Raw genomic sequence first — 21822 nt, 5'->3', positions numbered from 1 at the left:
GTAACCCCGGGAATCGGGCCGGGGCGAAGCCGGATCCCCGGGCCGGAACGCCATTCATCGAGGCTTCACGATGCTATGTTCGACTGTCATCGATTCCACCTCGTACGCCGCGTGCGTCCGGCAGCCAGCATCGACAACCTACCGACGGGGAGATCATGACGAGCCGCAACCAGACACGCCGTGCCATCTGGTCACGCATCATTCCCGCAACCATCGCCCTGGGATCGCTTGTCGCGTCCACGATGACCGGGCCGGCGCCCTACGCCGCAGCCGCGATCTCCGGCCCCCGCCCTGCCAATCCGGTGATCACATGGGACCTCAACGCCCAGACGGCGATCTGGGACGTCGCGGCTCAGCAACCGAACGAGCAGGTGCGCAGCTTCGCAATGGTGAGCGGAGCCGTCTACGACGCGCTGAACGCGATCGCCGGTACCCCGTACCAGCCGTACCTTGCCGCACCGCCGTCGAGCGGGACCGAATCGGCGGACGCCGCCGTCGCCGCCGCCGCCCACGACGTACTCGCCGCCCTCTTCCCCGATCAGCAGGAGCGGCTTCGGGCACAGTACGACGCGGCTCTCGTCGCAGTTCCCGACGGGCGGTCGAAGCGGGGCGGAATCACGATCGGGGCACGAGCCGCGGCCGCGATGGTCACCGCGCGGCAGGACGACGGCGCGTTCGGGGACCAGCAGTGGACGCCCGGGACAAGGCCCGGCCAGTGGCGACCCACGCCGCCGCTGTTCCTGTCCCAGGGCGCATGGACCGGACACATGCGGCCGTTCCTCATCCCCCGCGCGTCGACGTTCCGCACCCCCGCGCCGCCACGATTGACCAGCAGCGCGTACACCCGCGATCTCAACGAGGTGAAGGAAGTCGGCTCGGCGACGAGCACCGTGCGGACCCAGGACCAGACAGAGGCCGCGATGTGGTGGCACGACCGGCGTTCCGCCTCCTGGGAGATCAAGCGCCAGCTCGCCACCACCCAACGGCTGGACGCCCTGCAGACCGCGCGATTCTTCGCGATGACCGACCTCATCGTGGCCGACTCGGGCGTGTCGTGCTTCAGCCAGAAGGACTTCTGGAGCTACTGGCGTCCGGTCACCGCGATCCAACTGGCCGACACGGACGGCAACCCGAAGACGACCGCCGACCCAGGCTGGCAGTCGTTGCTCGTCACGCCCCCCTTCCCCGAGTACCCCTCCGGCCACGCCTGCGGCACCGGTGCGCGGATGTCGCTGTATCGGCACTTCTTTGGCCGAGACGACATCGCGTTCAGCGGATCCAGCGTCGACTCCGGCACGACCAGGCAATTCACCAGCTTTTCGCAAGCGCTCAACGAGCTCATCGGCGCGCGCGTCTGGGGCGGCGTCCACTTCCGCACCGCTGACGTCGAGGGAGCGAAACTCGGTGAGGAGGTCTACCGTTACGCGGTCCGGCACTATTTCCGCCCCCGGAGGTAGCCGTCCCGACCCACCAATGTGGGCGGCACCGTGCAGATCGCGCGCCTGGTCGAACTGAGGCGACCGCTGGCATGGCGGCCGGACCCAGAATCCGGCATTTCTGTGCAAAGCGGCGCAGTAGGTGCGTAACGTCCCCGACATGGTTTCTCGCACCTGGCGCAACCTTTTGCTGACAGCACTCGGGATGGGCGTGCTCGCCGGTGCCGGTCAGCTCGGCATCGCGTTCAGCTTCGGCATCGTCCAGCTCACCAGCGCCCCCACCGGCGCCACCGTCAACCAGTGGCCTGCCCAACTCGTCTGGGTGGGCTGGTTCGCGGCACACGCCGCGGTAGCCGGCACCCTCGTCACCGCACGCCTGGCCCGCCGGTACGGGGTGCTGGGGAACACGGGCAGGTTGGTGGCCGTCGCCGCCACCGCCGCGCTGGGTGCCACCGTCGTGGTGCCACTCTGCATCCGGCCGGCCCAGGCCGCCGGGAGCTTCTCTGTGGACCCGATCTTGGCCGTCGGCATCTGCGCGACCCTCGGCGCGCTGGTCGGCGCGGGTGCCGCGATCGCCGCAGTGGTGAAGCCGCCGCTGGGCTGGAACATGGCGGTGGTGGGCGGCGTGGTCTGGCTGCTCGCGCTCGTCTCAATCGTCCCGTCACTCGCGACCGCCGGGCCGTTGCCCGCGGTACGGCTCGGTGTGCTGGAGCCGGCCGGGCTCGACGCCGGCGCGGCACACCGGCAGGCGATCCTGATTCTGCCGGCGGTGGCCCTGCTCATCGGCGCGGCGACCGGCGGGCTGGCCCGCTGGCGCGGGCATCCGCCGCTGGTCAGCGGAGCGACCGGCATGGCCGGCATGGTCCTTGTCGCGTTCGTCTACCTGACCGCCGGTCCCGGCGACGCCGTCGACCGGTACCAGATCACGCCGTACTACGGCGCGCTGCTCGCCGTCGCCGCCGGTGTATTCGGTTCGGTCGCCGCCGCGCTGCTCCGCTGGCCGCTTCTGCCGCGCACCGACGAAGCGCGGGTCGTCGAGCCGGCCGACGTCCTCCGCCCGCTGTCCGCCGGCCCCGCCACGCCGCAGGCCATGACGCTGGCCGCTGGTGGTACGACCGACGAGCCGGCACCTGACCTGGCCGGCGCGGGGGCACTCGCCGGCGCGAGCGCAGCGAAGCTCTCGACCGCAGCCGAACCGATGGGCTTCGGTGCGCCGGCTGGCGACCGGGAGGCCAGTGCCGTACCGGCCGCCTCCACGACGCGGACGGCCGCACCCGCCGACCTCGACCACACCCCGGAAACATCGGCACCGGCCCCCGCGACGGCGGCCCACCTTCCCGCCGGATCCGGCGGGGACCGCTACGGGACGGCGGAGGCGGAGGCCGACAACACCGAACCCGACGGAACGCCGGCCGACGGGGCACTCGTCGCCCCGGGGACCCGACGGATGTACCAGCCGCCGAAGACCGATCGGACGCCGGTTCAGCCGACCTGGCAGGTCGTTCCGGCGCGGCGGGTGCCGCCCTCGATCGAGCCCGCCCCGGACGCCCGGGCGACCCACTCGGCCGGCACGCAGGAGAAGCCCGAACCGGCGCTCCCACCTCGAAACCGGCCGCCCCTGCCCAACCTGAACCGGGCCGAGAACTGGGAAGCCCTCGCGACCGCCCAGCGTGCCGGGCCGCCGTCCACGATCGACGCCGCACCGGCCGGTCCCGTCGTCCCCGCGCCGGCCGCCCCGGCATCCGTCGTCGAGGCGGGACGGGCCGGCGGCCGGGGGGGCCTGTTCCGGCGCAACAAGTCCCGGGCCGACCGGGAAGGCGCGGGCAGCCCGGCGGACGGCGAGCCGTTGCCGAGGCAGGACGCGGAGTTCGTCGACTGGGTGACCCGGCTGGGCAAGCCGGCGGCGGGCAACGAGGCGGATCAGGAGAGCCATCATCGGTCACTCCACTCCACCGGCCGCCAGCACAGCGACTGACCTCCACTGTCAGGCCCGCCGACACACCAACGTAGGTGGCGGCGGCGAAGCGCCGAGGCCGCGAACCGCCGGTTCGAGCAGCGACAACGTCCGCTGCTGCGCATCGAGGCCGACGCGGATGCCGACCGGCATCGGCAGATTCGGGCCGGCGTGTCCGAACTCGACGTTGCCCAGGACCGGGATGTCACGGTCGCCGAGAACGTCGAGGACCATCTCGGGCAGGCTCGGGGACGCGTCGGGCGCCCCGAGCCCGTCGATCGCGTACGGGACGCCCACGACCATGCCGGAGATCCGATCGAGGATCCCGCAGTGCCGCAGCACCTGCAGATAGCTCCACACGTACGACGCTTGGCCGCCCATTTCCTCCCAGAACAGCACCGCGCCGTCGAACCACTCGAGCGGCAGCGCGTACGGCGTCGCCTGTGCCAGCACAATCCGATTGATCACCCCGCCGATCAGCCGACCTTCGGCACGACCGGCACGCCAGCACTCCCACGACGGGGTGGCAGGAAGCGCACCGATCGCCTCCGTACCGGTCAGCAACGTCGAGTAGAGCTTTTCAAGTTCCGCTCGGCGCGCTGCGGACGCAGCCTGCCACGCCCCGCCGAGTCCCGGCGTGGCCAAGTCGGCATGGAACCCGACCAGACCCGTGCGTGCATAGAGCACCAGATGCAACAGCGAGATGTCGCTGTAGCCGAGGATCGGCTTGGGGTCGGCAACGATCGCCTCAACGTCGATCAGGTCGAGGTAGCCGACCGTCGTCTGGCCGCCGTCATGCGCGACGATGGCGCGCACCTCAGGATCACGCAGAAGATCGTTGAGTTCCCTGGCGATCTCCACCGGCGTAGCCGCGCTCCACCAATGGTGCCGCCCCGCTTCGAGTAACGGTGCCCGACGCACGCGAAATCCCATCCGCTCGAGCACGACCACCGCCTGCTCGAGATCAGGCTCGTAGGCTGCGTGGAGCGGCCCGGACAGCGATGCGATAACGACGAGATCTCCGGGCCTCAGGGCACGAGGTCGGAGCAGTTGAGGTAGTGCGGAACCGGTCACCAGCGCAGTGTCCCGACACGCCCAGCAACACGCTACCCACTTACCGATCGTCCGCCGATCGTCGAGCTGATGCCCTTCTCGGCCCGGCTCGCCTGGCCCCCTTGCGGTACTTTCGCTGCTGTACTGCTGGCATCAGACGAGGCTTGGACGCGGAGTGTCGGGGCGTCTTCAGCCGTCCTGGCTAGTTCCCCCACCCCGCAGGCATGGAAGGAATGCCATGACCAGTTCGGCAGGACCCCCGAAGGGCGAAACTCCGACCGCCCGGCAGAAGCGGGTGTGGGAACAGATGGCACCCGGCTACGACAAGCAGATCGCCCTTTTCGAGAAGATCTGGTTCGCCGGTGGACGCGAGTGGCTTGGCCGACGTGCTCACGGCCGGGTTCTCGAGGTCGCCATCGGCACCGGCCGCAACCTGCCCCATTACCCGTCCGACACGTCCCTCACCGGCATCGAGCTGAGCCCGGCGATGCTGGCCATCGCCCGAGAACGCGCCGCCGATCTCGACCGTCCGGTCGAGCTACGTGAAGGCGACGCCGAGGATCTGCCCTTCGGAGACGCGTCGTTCGACACAGTGGTGTGTGCGCTGTCGCTGTGCTCCATCCCCGACCCCGGTGCCGCGATCGCCGAGATGTACCGCGTCCTGGTACCAGGCGGCACGCTGCTGCTGGTGGACCACATCGGCAGCAGCTGGCGGCCGATCCGGGCAGCTCAGTGGCTGCTCGAACGCATGACGATCCGTGCGGGCGGGGAGCACTTCACCCGCCGTCAGCTGCCCCTGGTCCTGAACGCCGGATTCCAGATCGCCGAGACCGAACGGCTCAAGGCCGGCACCGTCGAGCGCATCCTCGCCCGCAAACCGTCCCTGACCGAGACGGACGCATGAGCCACCGCATGGGGTGGACGTGGTCAGGCCGTCAGCTTTTCATCGTTGAGGGTCACCGGACGGCCCGACGCCGCCGGGTGATGAGCAACAGCATGCCCCCACCCGCCAGCATGACGAGGCCGATTCCGGCGGTCAGCCCGGCCTGTGGCCCGGTGATCGGCAAACCGCCATCACCGCCATCACCACCGCCGCCATCACCGTCACCGCCGCCATCGCCACCGCCGCCATCGCCTCCGCCACTGCTCTTCGCAACCAGGACGACGGCGAACCCGTCCTGGTTGTCGCTGTTGTCCACGTCGGCTGCGCGTACGGCGACGGCGTTCGCGGGAAGTTCGATACCCGTCAAGTCGGAACCGTCTGAAGGCTGATCGCTCAAGCCCTCCACCTGGACTGTCCCATCTCTCAATGTGACAGGCGCTTTCACGGAGGCCGATACCGTTACCAGGTTGTACAGGCCGACGGCGGAGTGGAGCTTGTCGTTCGGGTCGGTGTCCTGGTCGGCAGGAATGAGTGTGAGCCTGTCGTAGGTGCACACCGCCGAACGCCGAGCGTCACCAAGGACGCACCCATCCGGCGGCTTGGTAAAGGTCACGTCCTCCGGCAGGCGCAGCTTGACCTTGACGCCACTGACCGGCTTCAGTCCCTGGTTGGCGATTGTGTAACGCACCGCACCCGTCTCGCCTGGATTCAACGTCCCGGTGGGCTCGATGCGGCCCCCGGCACCGATCCGCACCGACTGCGTTACGTCCGGCGCGAGCACTGAAAGGTCGGCCTCGGGATGGTCCACTACCTCGACCGGGAACCATTTGGTGTTGTCGGCCGGGTTCGTGTCATCCGGTTTGACCTCGAGCGTTACCTTGATCCTGCCTTTGAGCGGCTCCTTCGTTTGGACTGTGGCGATGACGGGGATCTCCACCGTCTCGCCCGGCCCTGGAAGCTGGTCCGGTAGCAGACTGCAGTACCACCCGGTGGTATCGCCGTCACACTCGCCCATGCCGCCGGTCGGCCAGAGAGTGACCCTCTGTGCAGCGGGATCGTCCAGTTCGGACGGGTCGACCCGGACGGTGGTCGCGGTCGGCGTCTCGTCTCCCTGGTTGCTGATCTTCAGGTGGAGCGTCTTGTTCGGGACGCCCAGCGGAATCGTCGCTCCGGCCAGGTCGACGGTGAGATCCATACCCGCCTGCGCCGCCGAGGCGGAAGCGGCGGGCACGCCAACCCCTCCGAGAGTGAGCAGCACGCTGGCCACCGTTCGTGACAGCCATCGATGTCCGAATCTCATGACCAGCCCTTCGAATGGACGGGCAGTGCGTTGGGGACACTATCCGCAACAAGTCGGTTCTGGTACCCCCCACACGACCCGCGCCAAATCGAACCGCGCGGGGAGCGGGTGCGACTCGACCCGACCCCCCGCCCCGGTCAGCGGTGGTTCAGATAGCGGCGGGCCGTCTCACGCAGCCGGGCGTGCACCCCCTCGTACCCGCCGACCCCGCCCAGATAGCGCTTGTCCACCTTCGCCACCATCGTGTAGTTCGTGTCGCACACGTTGCCGACCGGAGCCTCACCGGCCTGGCTGACCAGTTGGTACGCGTCGAGCTGATCCAGCCCGACCAGCTCGGCGGTCCAGGTGACCAGGTCGTGCTGGCTGATCCGGTAGGCGTCCTCCAGCGGACGGGCCGAGCCGGTGGACATCAGTGCGTCGTCCGACTCCAGCCGCGGCCACGGGGTGCCGACCCCCTTGACGACGTCCACCACGACAGTGGTGTTCATCGCCGCCTCGATGCCGGTGCCGCACACCTCGCCATGACCCTGCCGGCAGTGCCCGTCACCGAGGGCGAAGAGCGCTCCCGACACGTTCACGCCGAAGTACGCGGTGACTCCGGCCCGCAGCTCCGGGGTGTCCATGTTGCCGCCGTGCGCGTCCGGGGTGATCGTCATCCGCGCCTCGAAGGCACCCGGCGCCACCCCCGCTGTGCCATGCATCGGATCCAGCGGCAGCGCCACGGTGTAGTCGCCCCGGCGGGCCCGGTACGTCGCAGTGCCGGCGGCGACGTCGACGTCGTACCGCCAGACCACCTCGTCGAGCGGGGGTTGCAGGGTCGCCGTGGTGTGGGTGCCGGTGAGCGCGCCGAAGTGCGGAAAGGTGGTGGACACGGCCCAGTCCCGGGCCGGCTCGATGGAGATGAAGTGCACGGCGAGGGTGTCCCCGGGCTCGGCCCCCTCGATGTGGATCGGCCCGGTCACCGGGTTGAGGTACGGGAACTCGCACACCTGCGACGGCAGATCGTCGGTGCTCCGGACCCGGCCGCCGAAGCAGTCCTCGGTGTAGAGCTCGAGGATCGTGCCCGGGCGCACCCGGAGCACCGCCTCGCGCCCGCCGAAGGTGTAGGAGAGTTGGTCCGGCTCTGGCCGGTACTTCACCACGTCCGTGTTCACTGCGGCTCCTTCACCGGCTCGTCGGTGCTGTCGTGGGCGACTTCGGCGAGCGCGGCGAGCTCTGGACGCCGGCCCGTCAGGTAGAAGGCCAGCAGGACCAGCAGCCCGACGCCCAACCAGACGAAGCCGAGCACCTGGGCGGCGACCTTGGCGTTGATGACGACGTAGAGCAGGATCAGGAATCCGATCGCCGGCACCACCAGATGCCGCAACCAGTCCCGGCTGCCGTTGCGCACCACGTAGTGGGTCACGACGGAGACGTGCAGCGCGAGGAACGCGGTCATCGCGCCGAAATTGACAAGTGTGGACAGCAGCGAGATGCCGTCGTCCCGGCTGGCCATGTAGAGGCCGAGCGCCAGGGAGATGGCGGCGACCAGCAGGGTGGCGTTGGCCGGCACCTTGTGTTTCGGGTTGATCCGGGCGAGGAAGCGCGGCATCTGCCGGTCGCGGGCCATCGCGTACAGCAGGCGGGAGGTCGCGGCCTGCGCGACCAGGGAGTTGGCGAAGCCCCAGGCGATCGCGGTGGCCAGGGCGGTCAGTCCGGCCAGCCAGCCCCCGCCGGCCGCCCGGGCCGCGTCGTAGAACGCGGTTCCATCCGGGTCGCCGTTGTCGAGCAGGCTGGGCGCGTCCGGCACCAGCAGGGCCGCGACCCACGTCTGCACGACGAACAGGGCACCGGCCAGCAGCAGCGCAGCGATCATCGCCCGGCCGATCTGTCGGGCCTCCTCGCGGCTCTCCTCGGCCAGCATGGAGATCCCGTCGAAGCCGAGGAAGGAGAGCACGGCGATCGACACCGCGCCGAACACCAGCGGCCAGGAGAAGGTGCCCGCGTCGAACAGTGGCCGGAGTGAGAAGCCCGCACCCTTGCCCTGCGCCAGCGCGATCACGCCGACGACCAGGAAGATCACGAGGATGACCAGCTCGGCGGCGAGCATCACCCGGTTCACCCGGGCGGTCATCCGGATGCCGAAGTAGTTGACGACGGTGTTGAGCACGACGAATGCCGCCAGCCACGCCCACACCGGCACGCCGGGCACGAGGGAGTGCATGGCCACGCTGGCCACCAGATAGAGCAGACCCGGCACCAGGACGTAGTCGAGCAGGATCACCCAGCCGGCGAGGAAGCCGACGGGCGGTGCGATGCCGCGACCGGTGTAGCTGTAGACGGAGCCGGCCATGGGGAACGCGCGGACCATCTGCGCGTACGACATGGCGGTGAACATCATCGCCACCATGCCGATGATGTAGGCCAGCGCGACCATGCCGCCGGAGCCGGCGTACACGCTGCCGAAGATGCCGAAGGGTGCGATCGGCACCATGAAGATCAGCCCGTAGATGAGCAGGTCGGTGAAGCTGAGGGTCCGACTCAGCTCCTGCCGGTAGCCGAACCGTTCGACCTTGGTGATTGCCTCGGATGCGTCGGGAGGTTGAGTCATGGCGCGCCCCCTTGATCTGCTCAGGCCGCACGTTAGTCCAGACATCGACGAACAGCTAGATCTGTCCGCCCGATTGAGGGCATCGTGAATTCGCGACTCAGCAGTAGCCAGGACCGTCGACCCTCGCCGGGCGACGTGCGTGCTCAGGACGAGCGGAGCTGCTCGCGGAACCAGGCCCGGTCGGGGTTCACGACAGGCTGACCGTCGAGCACGACGGTGGGCACTGTCTCGTTGCCACCGGCTACCGCGCGGACGGCGGCAGCACCCGCCGGGTCGCGCCAGATGTCCACCCAGTGCGCCCGCCGGGCGAGCCGGCCAAGGGAGAACCGGAGCTGGAGGCAGTAGCGGCAGCCGGGGCGCCAGTACACGATTGGCCGCCCGTCCGCCGCGCTGGCCCGCTGCGCTTCGGCGGCGTCCACCGAACGGGGGAAGGCCCACGGCGACAACACCAGTGCCAGCGCCAGGAAGATCAGCAACTCGGCGCCGCCGACGGCGGACATACCGGCGGCCAGTTGCGCCACCAAGACCAGCACGCCGCACGTCGCCATCAGGATCGCCAGAGTCCACCGCCGCAGCACGTCGGGAACCCTACCGCCAGATACGCGGATGGAGGGACGCGCGAGAGGGTGGCTGACCACGAATACGAGACGAACTCGACAATTCGTCCCTTAGGTTACTGCGGAGGGCTGTCGAGACCGGGAGGCGACGTGGAGAGCTATCCGGCGATCGAGGATCACGGGCTCATCGGCGACCTGCAGACCGCCGCGCTGGTGACGTGCGACGGAACGATCGACTGGTTCTGCGCGCCGCGCTTCGACTCGCCCAGCATCTTCGCCGCCCTACTGGACCGCGAGCGCGGTGGCTACTTTCGCATCGCCCCGCACGACGTCCGGTACGTCACGAAGCAGCTCTACCTGCCTGGCACTCCGATCCTGATCACCCGGTTCATCAGCGCCGACGGCGTCGCCGAGGTGATGGACTTCATGCCGGTCACCGGCGATCGGGCCACTGACGCGCACCGCCTGGTCCGCATGGTCAACATGGTCCGGGGCAGCATGCGGTTCCGGTTGGAGTGCCGGCCCCGGTTCGACTACGCCCGGGAGAAGCACCAAGTGGAGCGGCACCCCCAGGGGTACGTCTTCCGCAGCCGGTCAGCGGCGCTCACCTTCAACCCTGTCGACCCGGTGCGGCAGCTGCTCTCGCAGGGAGGAAACGTCCGCCTGGAGGACGGCGACCTGGTCGCGTACGGCACCCTGAACGAGGGTGACACCGGCGGCGTGGTCCTGGAGACGACCGGCACGGAACCACGGATCATCCCACCGGCAGAGGTCCAGGGGATGTTTGAGTGGACCCGGGACTACTGGCGGCGCTGGGTCGAGCGCTCCCGCTACACGGGGCGGTGGCGGGAGATGGTCGAGCGCTCGGCCATCACGCTGAAGCTCATGACGTACGCACCGACCGGCGCCATGATCGCCGCGCCCACCGCCGCGCTGCCCGAGCTGGTCGGTGGCACCCGCAACTGGGACTACCGCTACACCTGGGTACGCGACACGTCGTTCTCGGTGCACGCGCTGCTCGGCCTCGGCTTCACCGAGGAGGTCAGCCGGTACATGAACTGGCTGGACGAGCGGATCCGCGAGGCCGGTGACCACCAGGACCCACTGAAGATCATGTATCGGGTGGACGGCTCCTCCGACCTGCACGAGGAGATTCTCGACCACCTGGAGGGCTACCGCGGCTCCCGACCGGTGCGGATCGGCAACGGCGCCGCCGACCAGCTCCAACTCGACATCCACGGCGAGGCCCTCTACGCCATGCATCTCGCCGACGAGCAGGGCATCCGCGTCTCGCACCAGGTGTGGAAGAGCACCGTCCGGCTCGTCGACTGGCTCTGCCACCACTGGGACCAGCCAGACGCCGGCATCTGGGAGAGCCGCCACCACCCCCGCAACTACACCTTCGGCCGGGTGATGTCCTGGGTCGCGCTGGACCGGGCCATCCGCCTCGCCACCCGCACCGGCCGCCCCGGCGACATCGCCTCCTGGGCCGATCAACGCAACCGGATCTACAACCAGGTCATGGCCCGCGGATACAACCGGGAACGCGGCACCTTCGTGCAGGCGTACGACGAGAACGTGCTGGACGCCGCGCTGCTCTCCATGCCGGCGGTCGGCTTCCTGACGCCGAGCGACCCCCTCTGGCAGTCCACCCTGAGCGCGATCGAGCGCGAGCTGGTCTCCGACAGCCTGGTCCACAGGTACGATCCGGTCCACTCCCCCGACGGCCTTCCCGGGCACGAGGGCACCTTCAACATGTGCACGTTCTGGTACGTCGAGGCGCTGGCCCGCTCCGGTCGCCTGGACGACGCCCGGCTCACCTTCGAGAAGATGTTCACCTTCAGCAACCACCTCGGCCTGTACGCCGAGGAGATCGCCGCGACCGGTGAGCAGATCGGCAACTACCCGCAGGCCTTCAGCCATCTCTCCCTGATCAACACGGCACTTGCGCTGAACGACCTGCTCGACGTCGAGGCCGACGCCCGGCGCCGCCGGTAGAGCGGATCAACCGATGGGGCCGCGACCTGCGCTGCTGATGGCCATCATCATGATCATGGTGCGTCGCCGACGTCGACTCATCAGCGCGAAGCAGGCGGTGAGCGCCACCAGTTCCACGTCGGCCCACTCACCGGTGACGTCGACGCGGATCGGCCCACCCGCCCGACGGGAGAGGAGCACCGCCAGCCGGTTCCCGTCACGCACCAGCTCGCCGCCGCCGCGACCGGGCGCCCAGCGCGTCACCCCGCCAGGTCCCGGCACGTGCGACCGGCGCGGGTCGAGCCGCACCGCGACGCCATGCTCGGTCTGTGCGGTGACCCCGATGCGCCGGCGGTCGGTCGGCGCGACCGTCCAGAGGCCCGCGTCGGTGCGGATCTCGCCGCACCGCCAGGTCCAGCCGGTGGTACGCAGCGACGCGCGCGGCCCGGCACCGGAGTCGAGGACGAAGGCGCCGTTCTGCTTGCGTACGGTCAGCGCGGTCATCGGTTCCGTCCTTCCGGGCGCGACCGGGGCAGGCCGAGGATGAGGACGACGCCGACGCTCAGGTGCAGCAGCGCGAGCGCCGCCTTCGCTCCCCCGCCGACGCCGCTCGGCGGCCCGAGCAGCAGTGACAGCAGCAGGACCGCGACCGCGATCGAGGTCCACCAGAGGCGCGCCCGGCCGGTGCGGGGTTCCAGCAGCGCGAGCAGCGCCCAGCCGGCCAGTGCCGCGACCGCGGCGGCCACCACGACCGCGGCCACTGTGATCTGCCGGGTCGCGTTTCCGGTGCCGGCCGCCAGGTCGACATCGACCGCCGAGTGCAGGATCGCGAACTCCGCCGTCGCCACCAGGATCGCGCCGGCCGACACCGCGGCTCGGCGCAGGAGAAGGTTGTTCGTCATGCCCCGAGTCTGTGGACCGGCCCGGGTCGGGCACGTCGGTCCGGACGCCGCGGTGCGTACATCCGTCGGTGGCGCCGCGTACTACCAAAGGAGGTGGTCCGGCCCTCCGCGAGCCCAGTAGCCTGCGCTGGTGGATGCGGCGACGTGCGACGTGGACCCGCCGCGGACGTGGCGTTCCGTCCCGGCGGGCGTGGCGACCGTGGCGATGGGCGTGCTCATCGCGACCGCGCTGTGGTCCGCCACCCGCTCCGGGTCGACCGCCCTGGTCCGCGCCGATGTCGCGCTGGCGGTGGCCGCCCTGGCCCTCGTCCCGGTGGTCGTCCGCCGCCCGGAGGTCGCGGGCGTGCTCGCGGGCCTGCTGGTGGCGCTGTCGCCGGTGGCCACTCCGGTGGCGAGCTTCGCTGTGCTGTTCGCCGCCCGCAACCGGCCGTTCCGGCAGGCCGCGGTGGTGGCGGCGGTCGGCGTGGCGGGCGAGGCGGTGCAGGCGCTGTGGCGGCCGACGCCCAGCCTGCCGTTCGGGTGGCGGCTGGTGCTCATGACGGCCGCGTACGCGGCCCTGCTGGGCTGGGGCACCTGGGCGCAGGCCCGGCACGCCCTGCTGGCGGCGCTCCGGGACCGGGCCAGGCGGGCGGAGCAGGAGCAGGAACGCCGGGTCGTCGAGGCCCGGGCGGCCGAGCGCAGCCGCATCGCGCGGGAGATGCACGACGTGCTGGCCCACCGGCTGTCGCTGCTGGCGGCGGCCGCCGGCGCGATGGAGTACCGGCCGGACGCGCCACCCGAGCGGCTCAGCGCCGCCGCCGGGGTGATCCGGGCCAGCGCGCACCAGGCCCTCGACGAGCTGCGCGAGGTCATCACGCTGCTGCGCAGCGACGACGCCGAGACTCCGGCGGACGCGCCACCCGGGCAGAGCCTCGCCGACCTGCCGCGCCTGGTCGAGGAGGCCCGGGCGGCCGGGCAGCAGATCGAGGTCGACGACCCGCTCGGCCCGCCGGTCGAGGTCCCGCCGGCGGTCGGCCGCACCGCGTACCGGATCGCGCAGGAGGCGCTGACCAACGCCCGCAAGCACGCCGCCGGACAGCCGGTCCGACTCGCCGTCGGCGGGGGGCCCGGCTCCGGCCTGAGCATCGCGGTGAGCAACCCGACGACACCCGACGGCGGCGCCTCCGGGCACGACGGCGCGGGCCTGATCGGTCTCGCCGAACGGGCCGCCCTCACCGGCGGCCGTGTCGCCCACCACATCGACGCCTCGGGTCGGTTCCACCTCACCGCGTGGCTGCCGTGGCCGACGTGACGGGCCCGGTCCGTGTGGTCATCGTCGACGACGATCCCCTGGTACGGGGAATGCTGACGATGATGCTCGACGGCGCCGACGGGATCGTCGTCGTGGGCGAGGCCGCCGACGGCGGTGCGGCGATCACCGCGGTGGACCGGCACATGCCCGACGTGGTGCTGATGGACATCCGGATGCCCGGCGTCAACGGCATCACCGCCACCGAACGTCTGCGCCGCCGCCCTCGGCCACCGGAGATCATCGTGCTCACCACGTTCGACACCGACGAGCACGTGGTGCGGGCCCTGCGGGCCGGCGCCAGCGGCTTCCTGCTCAAGGACACCCCGCCGCAGCGGATCAGCCAGGCCGTCCGCGCCGTCGCCGCCGGCAACCCGATGCTGTCGCCGGGCGTCACGCGCCGCCTCATGCAGCGGGTGGCCTCCGGCGCCGAGTCCTACGAGTACGCGCGTTCCCGGCTGGCCCTGCTCACGCCCCGCGAACGTGACGTCGTGCTGGCCATCGCCCAGGGACGCTCCAACGCCGAGATCGCCACCGAGCTGCTGATGAGCGTGACCACCGTGAAGGCGCACGTCTCGCACATCCTGACCAAGCTGGACCTCGACAACCGCACCCAGATCGCCCTGCTCGCCCACGACGGCCGGCTCAGCTGAGCAGGAGGTTGAAGGCCAGACGTGTGGCCGGGCGGCTGTCAGCGACCGTTGCCCCGTCAGCGCGGGTGAAACCGCACCGACGGGGCAACGATCACTGGAGGGCCACTACTTCTCGGCGATTTTGATCGTCGCCGTGCGGTAGTTGTTGCGCTTGTCGTTCTTCGTCGGGTCGTAGTTCTTCTCGATGTTGCCGGCGCTGTCGACCGAGAACCAGCGGAACGTCGTCGTCTCGGTCACGTGGAACACCTGCCCCGGCTCGCGGAACTCGGTCGCCGCGTAGCGGGGCGACTCGAGCGTGGGTCGGCTGCCGTCCGTCGTGTAGTAGATGGTGGCCGGCTCGTTGGTCTCGAAGCGCACGTCGACGGGCCCGGAGTAGCGCCCCGCGCCGGGGACGAGCTGGGATGTCGGGTCCTTCTTGTCTCTGCCCCAGTCCGCCGCGACCCGGAACATCTCCATGATCCCGTTGGCGTACTCCATCGTTTCGGCGTGGCCACTGACGAGGTCGGGGTTCCCCGCCCACTCGGGTTGGAACGAACCGCCCTGCCAGTTGCCGGTGGCCGGGTTGTAGACCGAGCCGCCGACCTCCCAGCCGAACGCGTAGATCCCGTACGTGTGGTACAGGTCCTCGCGCACGTTGCCCGCCGAGGAGTAGAGGACGTCGGACGAGCCGCCGACGTTCTCGGGCGTGACGACGGTTTCCCGATGCGCCTTGACCTGCGACAGGATCCGGGCGGCCGACTGCCAGTAGAACGCCTCGTCACCCAGCGGCGGACGCGGCGTGGTGATCCGGCCGTCCGCGATGTACGCGCCGGGCTGCCAGAACAGCTGACCGCCGTTGGAGTGCACCGACATCATGAACTTGATGTTCGAGTACTTCTCGACCAGCCAGATGATGTTCTTCGACTCGGGCTCGGACAGCTCCTCCGGTCCCTGGTAGGTGCCGCTGACGCAGTTGGTCGACCCTCCCGCGTAGCCGTCGTGGCCCGACCCGACCCGGTAGTTCCGGTTCAGGTCGACGCCCCAGGAGTTCCGCTGCCCCGGATCGGCGCTCGCGTCCGGGCAGTGGTTCGTCATGTTCTTACGCTGGGAGGCGAAGTTGTAGAAGCTGTAGTTCGCCCCGTCGGGGTTGTTGGACAGGATGAAGAAGATGTCGGTGTTCTCGACGATCTTCTTCGTCTCCTTGTCGGACTTGTAGTTGTGCACCAGACGCTCGGCCGACTCCAGGCTGGTCGTCGCCGGCACCCACTCACGGGCGTGGTCCTGCGCCTGGATGAGAACACCGGGCTTCTTGCCGTCCCGGTGCTTGCCGATCCGCAGGACCGGGATCGTGACCGGGCCTCGCGGCACCTCGCCCGCCGGTGCGCCGGCGCGCTTCTGGTCGAGGAAGTCGGTCAGCGCGACCGGTCCGGCCGTCGGCGCGACGATGCCTGTGCCTTGGTTGGTGCGGTACGGGTGCGCTCGGTCGATGAGGCCCTGGGACCGGGTCCGCAGTGCCTCCGCCACCTCGGTGGCCGTACTCGCCGGTCCACCGGAGGCGTCCGTGGCGAGCAGGACGCGGACCGCCTTGTCCGCGACCTCCACCGCGAGCGGGAGGTTCGCGTCCGAGCGGTCCACGAACTCCACAGTGATGTCGTTGCCGCCCTCGTGGCCCCACGCCGCCGAGGTGACGACGACCGCCGCCTGCCCGGTGCCGCCGATCTGGGCCTGCGCCTTGCGCTGGTACCCGTTCGTCTGGTTCGGCAGGTAGACGATCTCGGCGATGTCCGGGTACTGGCGGGCGATCTCCTTGGCGCGGCTGTAGAGCTGCTGCGGGTGCTTGTAACCGTCCACGAAGTCCGACTTGTAGGACGGGTTCGCCGTCAGCGGCGGCGGGGCGTCCTCGAGCCAGTTGGAGACGACGCCTGTGGTGACGCCGCCGGTGGAGCTCGTCACCTGGATCTTGTTCGGGCGGACGTCGAGCTTGAACAGGTTCCGGTGGAACATGTACTGCCCGGAGTCGACGAACCGGCTCATCGTTCGGGCGAAGCCGAACGCGGTGCCCTTGCCCGAGTCGTTCTCGAGCTGCATCCCGACGATCGGGTCCGCCTGCTGCCCCTCGGTGGTTCGCGCCTCGACGTACAGGAAGCCCTGGCCCTTTGTGGTGAACCAGTCGGCGCGGGCGATACGTACCGTCGCCTCGTGGTTCGACGGCTGGACCGCTCGCGTGCCGGCGGCGTCGATGTCGATGCCGCCGTCGGCCTCGTCGCTCCAGGCGAAGCCCGCGTCGTCGCCGAGCACGTCGACGCCCATCGACGTGAGTTCGGTGATCTGCTCGGCGGTCACCACCGCCTCGCCTTCGATGCCGCTCGGCACACGCCGGAGGCCGTGCTCAAGGTCGAAGCCGGCGGCTGCCACCTTGTCCAGCATGTCCGCGCCGGTCAGCCTGATGTGTACGAGGCGTTCCGACTCGGCGTTCTCGACCTGGGATCGGCCGGCGGTGGCCGACGGCCCCGCGGGATCCGCGCCCGCAGGCCCGGTCGCCACGAGGATGCTACCCACCAGGGCGGGCAGCGCGAGAAGCGCGATGCGCCGTTGTGTGCGCCGCATTCCCCCTCCTTCTACTTACGACGGGTGATTGAGGTGGTGGCGGAACTCCGTGCGCGTCGCCCCCGTGTAGGACAGCCGTGCCGAACGCGCGAAGAGCCTGGGTACGACGACCATCGTCGGTGCGAGAAGGAGCGGGAGGGCGTGGGCGGGCTGGGTCCGGTGAGCGTATGTGCGTTCGTGGCCTGAGTGGATCGTGTCGATCGAATTTGAGCATTCCTTGAGGCGACCGACGACGCGGATGGCACCTCGACGGCCACTGTGGCCGGTCTTTACGGCGCGCGGTCGGCCTCAACGCTGGGGTCCGCGCCGAATTTGTCGACGCCGGGGCTGTCGTCGGCCGGTGCGCTGACGGGCTAGGTTGCTCGGATGAGTCTCCTCGATGACGTCGCGAAACGTGACAGTTGGCGGTGCTGGGTGTGCGACGAGCCGGTCGACGCCGACATGTCGGTGAACGATCCGCGTGGTCCCAGCGTCGACAGCCGTACCGCCGACAGGAAGGCCAAGGTCGTCGAGCGACTCGCGCACCGTGCCTGCAACACCCGCAAGGGCGCGGTCAAGGTGGCCATCGCCTGGCCGGATCGCCTGCACGTGGTGGAGCCCGCACCGCTGATCACCGTCGCCGAACGACTCGAACGTAAGGGTGGCCGCGAGCTGGTCGCCCGCTGTCCGAGCCAGAAGGACGCCCAGGAGGCGGCGGACTGGCTCGTCGACCGGTTCTCCCGGCTGGTGCCCGGACTGCCGGTGACCGCGAACGTCGACGCAGGTGGTGGACAGTACCTCGTCACCCTGGCCACCGGCCGCCGCTGACCGTGGGGCTTCTCAGGCGACGGCGGTGGCCATCCGGCGTACCGCCTCGGTGATCAACTCCGGTGCGGTGGCCAGATTCAGCCGGACGTGGCCGGCGCCGCCGGTGCCGAAGGCCGAACCGGAGTTGAGCGCCACCCGGCCACGGTCGAGGAACACGGTCGCGGGGTCGTCGCCGAGGCCCAGGGCGCGGCAGTCGAGCCAGGCGAGATAGGTGGCCTGACCGGGGCGGTAACGGATGGCCGGCAGGTGCTCGGCGAGCAGCGCGGCGAGGAGCCGACGGTTGTCGTCCAAGCCGGTCAAGAGGGCGTCGAGCCACTCACCGCCGTCGCGGAAGGCGGCGGTGTGGGCGATCACGCCGAGGTGGCTCGTGCTGACGCTGGCCTCGAACGGAACGCGGGCGAGGTCTCCGGCCGCGGCCGGGCCGGCGATGAGGAGCGCACCGCGCAGGCCGGCCAGGTTCCATCCCTTGGAGGCGGACATCAGCGACAGGCCGTTCTCCGCGCCGGGCACCGAGAGGTACGGCACGAACCGCGCTCCCCCGGCGATCACCGGAGCATGGATCTCGTCGGCGATCACCCGCACCCCGTGCTGCTCGGCCAGACGGGCGACGGCGGCCAACTCGTCGACGGTGTGCACGACGCCGGTCGGGTTGTGCGGGCTGCACAGCAGGTACGCCGCTGGCCGCCCACCGGCCCGAGCCTGCCGGAACGCGTCCTTGAGTGTGCCGAGGTCGATCCGCAGGTCCTCGCCGAGCGGCGCCTCCACGATCCGGCGTCCGGCGTGCGTCACGAACTCGTAGAACGGCGGGTAGACCGGGCAGTTGACGACCACCGCGTCCCCCGGCTCGGTGACCAGCCGCAGCGCCTCGACGACACCGTGCATCACGTCGGGCACCAGCGCGGTGCGCGCCACGGCCAGCCCGTCCCAACCCCACCGACGCCGGGCGAACTCCGCCAGCGCCTGCGGGTACGCCGTGCCGGCGGTGTAGCCGGTGTCGCCGCGCGCGACGGCGTCGGTGATCGCCCGCGCGACCGGCTCGGCCAGCGGCACGTCCATCTCCGCCACCCAGAGCGGCAGCACGTCGTCGGGGTACTCCCGCCACTTGAGGCTCGTCCGTTGCCGGAGCTGCTCGATCGTGAGCTGGCGAAGCGGATTCACCGCGTCGGGGGCACCACGAAGCACAGCACTCATGGCATAAGCCTATTCCGCTCCCCGCCACCTCGCGATCACAGCGCAGGGTGGAGATGACACCCACGCGCGCGATCCACTGTGTAACGCTGCCGGCCGGGCGGCCGCATAACCCCATGGCGCGACGATCTTGTCGCGGGCCCGGCACCGGCTTCTCCGGCCGCCGCGGCACAACGGGGTTACCACCGAAAGGGGACCGCACGTGCGATTTCGCACCGTGATCGGCTCAGTCCTGGCATCGACGATGGCCGCAGCAGTCGGCCTCGTCGCCACCACCTCACCCGCCGCCGCCAGGGACACCACCACCCTGATCCAAGGCGTTACCGGTGTCGTCGACACGGCCGCGGCCGGCGGCCGGGTCTTCGTCTCCGCGAACGACCGCATCGTGGTCGCTGACGCCGACGGCACCCTCACCGGAAGCATCACCGGCCTGGCCAGCCCGAGCGGCCTGGCCGTCACGCCCGACGGCACCCGGGTTTACGCCGCGCTGTCCGGCTCGAACGAGATCGCCGAGATCGACGCGGCCGCCCTCGCCGTCGTCCGACGGATCAACCTGGCCGGGTACCCGTCGCCGGCAAACCTGTCTCTCGACGGCGACCAGCTCTGGGTGGGCTACGGCATCAAGAACGACTTTGTCGGCGGCGTCCTCGGCCTCGACCTGTCCCTGGCGGCGCCCACGCCCGTGCCGGTCGCCACCCGGATGTATGGCGCGCCCCTGGTCGCTGGCGCCGGCAACACGGTCTTCACCGCCGAGGCGGGGATCAACCCCGCCAGCCCTCGGGTGTACGACGTCAGCACGATCCCGGCGACGCTGCGGGGCGTCATCGACGGCGCCGACAACGACCTGTCGAATCTGACCGACCTCACCATCACACCCGACGGCGCCCAGGCCATCTCGGTCTTCGCCACCTCCGGCTTCGACGTCTGGGACACCACGACCCTGACCAAGGTCCGCAGCTACGGATCGAGGGCCGACTACCCGGGCGCACCGGGCGCGATCGCGCTCAGCCCGAACGGCGCGCACGTCGCCACCGCCTTCTACGGCTCGAGCTATGGCCCCTACGCCGAGGTGTACAACGCCGCCACGGGGGCGAAGACCCTGCAGGCCCAGATGACCTACAAGGGTGACCTGGTCACCGGCAGCCTCTCCGTGCTGGGCGATGACCTCTACGCCCTGCTCAACGACTGGCCGAACAACCGGTACTACCTGTGGCGCGTGGAGGGCGCCTTCCTGCCGACGTCCACGCTGAGCGTGTCGGCGACCACCGCGGCGACCGCGCTGGACCCGTTCACCATGACCGGTCGGCTCGCCTTCCCCGACGACTCCGCGCCGGGCGCACAGCCGATCGAGATTGCCCGCACGCTGCCCAACGGCACCACCACCACCCTGCCCGGCGTGACCACTGCGCAGGACGGCACCTTCACCGTCACCGACACCCCGCCGGTCGGCGGGGGCGTCAGCTACACCGCCATCTGGGACGGTAACTCCGCCGTCCGCTGGTCGAAGACCACGACCACGGTCGACGTGGCCCAGCACCCCACCTCGCTGATCGTGACCGGCCCGACGACAGCGAACGCCAAGAAGTCGCTCAGGCTCACCGGTCAGATGAGCACCGCCGGCAACGTGCCCACGCCGGCCTCCGGGTCGATCGTGGTGTATCGGGTCTACACCAACAGCAACGGGTCCGTCGGGGCCGACCGGCCGCTGGTGCCGCTCGCCGCTGACGGCTCGTTCACCATCACCGACACCCCTCAGGTGGGCGGCAAGTACACGTATCACGTCCGCTTCGACGGCGACGCCACCTACGCCTACGCCTACACCAGTTGGGACGTCGCGGTTCGGGGCCCCAGCGCCTGAGCCACCCGCCTCGGTAACCGCAACGGTGCCCGTCCGGTCACGTACCGGGCGGGCACCGTCGCGGAGCGCCAGGCGGCCTCAAGGGGCGATCAGATTGTTCTGTCGCAGCCAGGCCTGGACCGTAGGCCCGGCATCATCGACTTCTTCGCCGCGTACGGCCAGCCCGGTGGCGACCGTGGCGCCCCGGCAGGAGGCGGCGTAGTCACGCTCGGTGGTGCCCAGCCCGCTCATGGCGTAGGTGGTGACCGGATGAACGATCTTGCCAGTGAAGTCGTAGCTCTCGGCGAGGGTTGACATGATCATCGGTGCGCGGACGTTCCAGATTCCGCTGGCCAGCAGCACGGTGGTGTACCGGTCGACCGATGGGAGCGGGTTGGCGATGGCGGGGCGTGCGTCGACGTTCTGCTCGCGTACGTTGCGCGCGACCGTGTCGTCGTAGTCGTCCGAGTAGGGGTCGGCGGCCTCGATGCGGTGCACGTCGCAGCCGATGAGCTTGACGATCATGTCGGCCAGCCGTTGGGTGTTGCCGGTTTGCAGGTACCGGCGGCCGCCACTGTGGTAGTTCCAGCCGGCGCGGGAGAAGTACGCCAACAGCACCGTTGGCCGCCCGCCCGGTGTCGGAGAACGGCCCTGGGCCGTGCTGGCTGTCGACTGCCGTCCCGAGTCCGCCGAACAGCTTCCCAAGGCAGCCGCAGCCGCGGCGCTGACCACTCCTGCCCCGCTCAGCCGCAGCAGCGACCGGCGTCGAATGGCGATGCTCTGCACGTCGTCCACCTCCGGGCTAAGAACT

The 21822-nt window shown here is 70.2% G+C and carries 18 protein-coding genes; 8 read left to right on the top strand and 10 right to left on the bottom strand.

Annotation, left to right across the window (positions count from 1 at the left end):
* The first annotated feature begins 155 nt into the window (after positions 1-155).
* A complete protein-coding gene (locus GA0070607_RS23910; RefSeq protein WP_197701143.1) occupies positions 156-1457 on the top strand; it encodes a vanadium-dependent haloperoxidase in 1302 nt (433 codons plus the stop codon).
* A 139-nt stretch (positions 1458-1596) separates the two neighbouring features.
* Entirely contained in the window at positions 1597-3411 is a 1815-nt protein-coding gene (locus GA0070607_RS23905) for a hypothetical protein (RefSeq protein WP_157743237.1), read from the top strand.
* A gap of 9 nt (positions 3412-3420) precedes the next feature.
* Here GA0070607_RS23905 and GA0070607_RS23900 read toward each other — a convergent pair whose 3' ends face one another.
* Positions 3421-4464, bottom strand: a complete 1044-nt coding sequence (locus tag GA0070607_RS23900) for a S66 peptidase family protein (RefSeq protein ID WP_089020171.1) — start codon at positions 4462-4464, stop codon at positions 3421-3423.
* A gap of 217 nt (positions 4465-4681) precedes the next feature.
* Here GA0070607_RS23900 and GA0070607_RS23895 point away from each other — a divergent pair, with 217 nt between their 5' ends.
* Positions 4682-5347 carry a class I SAM-dependent methyltransferase gene (locus tag GA0070607_RS23895; protein WP_089020170.1) on the top strand — a complete coding sequence of 222 codons (666 nt, stop codon included), beginning with the start codon at positions 4682-4684 and terminating at the stop codon, positions 5345-5347.
* A gap of 52 nt (positions 5348-5399) precedes the next feature.
* Here the strand turns inward: GA0070607_RS23895 and GA0070607_RS32830 are convergent, their stop codons facing one another.
* The 4 genes from GA0070607_RS32830 to GA0070607_RS23875 form a co-directional block, all read right to left on the bottom strand.
* Positions 5400-6584 (bottom strand): COG1361 family protein, encoded by a 1185-nt coding sequence (locus GA0070607_RS32830; protein WP_172899094.1) that lies wholly within the window; start codon positions 6582-6584, stop codon positions 5400-5402.
* Between the two features lie 179 nt (positions 6585-6763).
* Complete coding sequence (locus tag GA0070607_RS23885; RefSeq protein ID WP_197701142.1) at positions 6764-7780, bottom strand: acetamidase/formamidase family protein; 1017 nt, start codon at positions 7778-7780, stop codon at positions 6764-6766.
* On the bottom strand, positions 7777-9216 hold the full coding sequence (locus GA0070607_RS23880; protein ID WP_089020168.1) for an APC family permease: 1440 nt from the start codon (positions 9214-9216) through the stop codon (positions 7777-7779). Before GA0070607_RS23880 ends, GA0070607_RS23885 begins: the two co-directional genes overlap by 4 nt.
* A gap of 143 nt (positions 9217-9359) precedes the next feature.
* Positions 9360-9794 carry a glutaredoxin domain-containing protein gene (locus GA0070607_RS23875; protein WP_197701141.1) on the bottom strand — a complete coding sequence of 145 codons (435 nt, stop codon included), beginning with the start codon at positions 9792-9794 and terminating at the stop codon, positions 9360-9362.
* A gap of 129 nt (positions 9795-9923) precedes the next feature.
* Here GA0070607_RS23875 and GA0070607_RS23870 point away from each other — a divergent pair, with 129 nt between their 5' ends.
* Positions 9924-11771, top strand: a complete 1848-nt coding sequence (locus tag GA0070607_RS23870) for a glycoside hydrolase family 15 protein (RefSeq protein ID WP_089020167.1) — start codon at positions 9924-9926, stop codon at positions 11769-11771.
* Between the two features lie 6 nt (positions 11772-11777).
* Here the strand turns inward: GA0070607_RS23870 and GA0070607_RS23865 are convergent, their stop codons facing one another.
* Together GA0070607_RS23865 and GA0070607_RS33560 are read right to left on the bottom strand one after the other, a co-directional pair.
* A complete protein-coding gene (locus tag GA0070607_RS23865; RefSeq protein WP_089020166.1) occupies positions 11778-12254 on the bottom strand; it encodes a hypothetical protein in 477 nt (158 codons plus the stop codon).
* Positions 12251-12652 (bottom strand): DUF6069 family protein, encoded by a 402-nt coding sequence (locus GA0070607_RS33560; RefSeq protein WP_089020165.1) that lies wholly within the window; start codon positions 12650-12652, stop codon positions 12251-12253. Before GA0070607_RS33560 ends, GA0070607_RS23865 begins: the two co-directional genes overlap by 4 nt.
* A 130-nt stretch (positions 12653-12782) precedes the next feature.
* Here GA0070607_RS33560 and GA0070607_RS23855 point away from each other — a divergent pair, with 130 nt between their 5' ends.
* Both GA0070607_RS23855 and GA0070607_RS23850 read left to right on the top strand, forming a co-directional pair.
* Complete coding sequence (locus GA0070607_RS23855) at positions 12783-13943, top strand: sensor histidine kinase (protein WP_197701140.1); 1161 nt, start codon at positions 12783-12785, stop codon at positions 13941-13943.
* Complete coding sequence (locus GA0070607_RS23850) at positions 13931-14593, top strand: response regulator (RefSeq protein ID WP_089022059.1); 663 nt, start codon at positions 13931-13933, stop codon at positions 14591-14593. The genes GA0070607_RS23855 and GA0070607_RS23850 overlap by 13 nt, the downstream gene beginning before the upstream one ends.
* Positions 14594-14698: 105 nt before the next feature.
* Here GA0070607_RS23850 and GA0070607_RS23845 read toward each other — a convergent pair whose 3' ends face one another.
* Positions 14699-17179: a M14 family metallopeptidase gene (locus tag GA0070607_RS23845; RefSeq protein ID WP_089020164.1), complete on the bottom strand. Its 2481-nt coding sequence runs from the start codon at positions 17177-17179 to the stop codon at positions 14699-14701.
* A gap of 366 nt (positions 17180-17545) precedes the next feature.
* Between GA0070607_RS23845 and GA0070607_RS23840 the strand changes: the two genes are divergently transcribed.
* Positions 17546-17986, top strand: coding sequence for a hypothetical protein (locus GA0070607_RS23840; RefSeq protein ID WP_089020163.1), 441 nt, complete (start codon positions 17546-17548; stop codon positions 17984-17986).
* A gap of 12 nt (positions 17987-17998) precedes the next feature.
* Here GA0070607_RS23840 and GA0070607_RS23835 read toward each other — a convergent pair whose 3' ends face one another.
* Complete coding sequence (locus GA0070607_RS23835) at positions 17999-19177, bottom strand: MalY/PatB family protein (RefSeq protein ID WP_089020162.1); 1179 nt, start codon at positions 19175-19177, stop codon at positions 17999-18001.
* A 241-nt stretch (positions 19178-19418) separates the two neighbouring features.
* On the opposite strand from GA0070607_RS23835, the gene GA0070607_RS23830 reads away from it, so the two are divergent.
* Entirely contained in the window at positions 19419-21032 is a 1614-nt protein-coding gene (locus GA0070607_RS23830; protein ID WP_089020161.1) for a hypothetical protein, read from the top strand.
* Positions 21033-21110: 78 nt separating this feature from the next.
* Here the strand turns inward: GA0070607_RS23830 and GA0070607_RS23825 are convergent, their stop codons facing one another.
* A complete protein-coding gene (locus GA0070607_RS23825) occupies positions 21111-21629 on the bottom strand; it encodes a flavodoxin (protein ID WP_197701139.1) in 519 nt (172 codons plus the stop codon).
* Positions 21630-21822 lie beyond the last annotated feature (193 nt).

The organism is Micromonospora coriariae (assembly GCF_900091455.1).
In the GTDB taxonomy this organism is placed as follows: Bacteria; Actinomycetota; Actinomycetes; order Mycobacteriales; family Micromonosporaceae; genus Micromonospora; species Micromonospora coriariae.
The sequence above is the reverse complement of the archived record's forward strand: the minus strand, read 5'-3'. Positions and strand labels throughout refer to the sequence as shown.

Bases quoted from the DNA above. Each gene is read 5' to 3' on its own strand.
- GA0070607_RS23835 (WP_089020162.1), bottom strand. From the start codon at position 19,177: ATGAGTGCTGTGCTTCGTGGTGCCCCCGACGCGGTGAATCCGCTTCGC.
- GA0070607_RS33560 (WP_089020165.1), bottom strand. From the start codon at position 12,652: ATGACGAACAACCTTCTCCTGCGCCGAGCCGCGGTGTCGGCCGGCGCG.
- GA0070607_RS23845 (WP_089020164.1), bottom strand. From the start codon at position 17,179: ATGCGGCGCACACAACGGCGCATCGCGCTTCTCGCGCTGCCCGCCCTG.
- GA0070607_RS23830 (WP_089020161.1), top strand. From the start codon at position 19,419: ATGGCCGCAGCAGTCGGCCTCGTCGCCACCACCTCACCCGCCGCCGCC.
- GA0070607_RS23895 (WP_089020170.1), top strand. From the start codon at position 4,682: ATGACCAGTTCGGCAGGACCCCCGAAGGGCGAAACTCCGACCGCCCGG.
- GA0070607_RS23910 (WP_197701143.1), top strand. From the start codon at position 156: ATGACGAGCCGCAACCAGACACGCCGTGCCATCTGGTCACGCATCATT.
- GA0070607_RS23880 (WP_089020168.1), bottom strand. From the start codon at position 9,216: ATGACTCAACCTCCCGACGCATCCGAGGCAATCACCAAGGTCGAACGG.
- GA0070607_RS23840 (WP_089020163.1), top strand. From the start codon at position 17,546: ATGAGTCTCCTCGATGACGTCGCGAAACGTGACAGTTGGCGGTGCTGG.
- GA0070607_RS23865 (WP_089020166.1), bottom strand. From the start codon at position 12,254: ATGACCGCGCTGACCGTACGCAAGCAGAACGGCGCCTTCGTCCTCGAC.
- GA0070607_RS23905 (WP_157743237.1), top strand. From the start codon at position 1,597: ATGGTTTCTCGCACCTGGCGCAACCTTTTGCTGACAGCACTCGGGATG.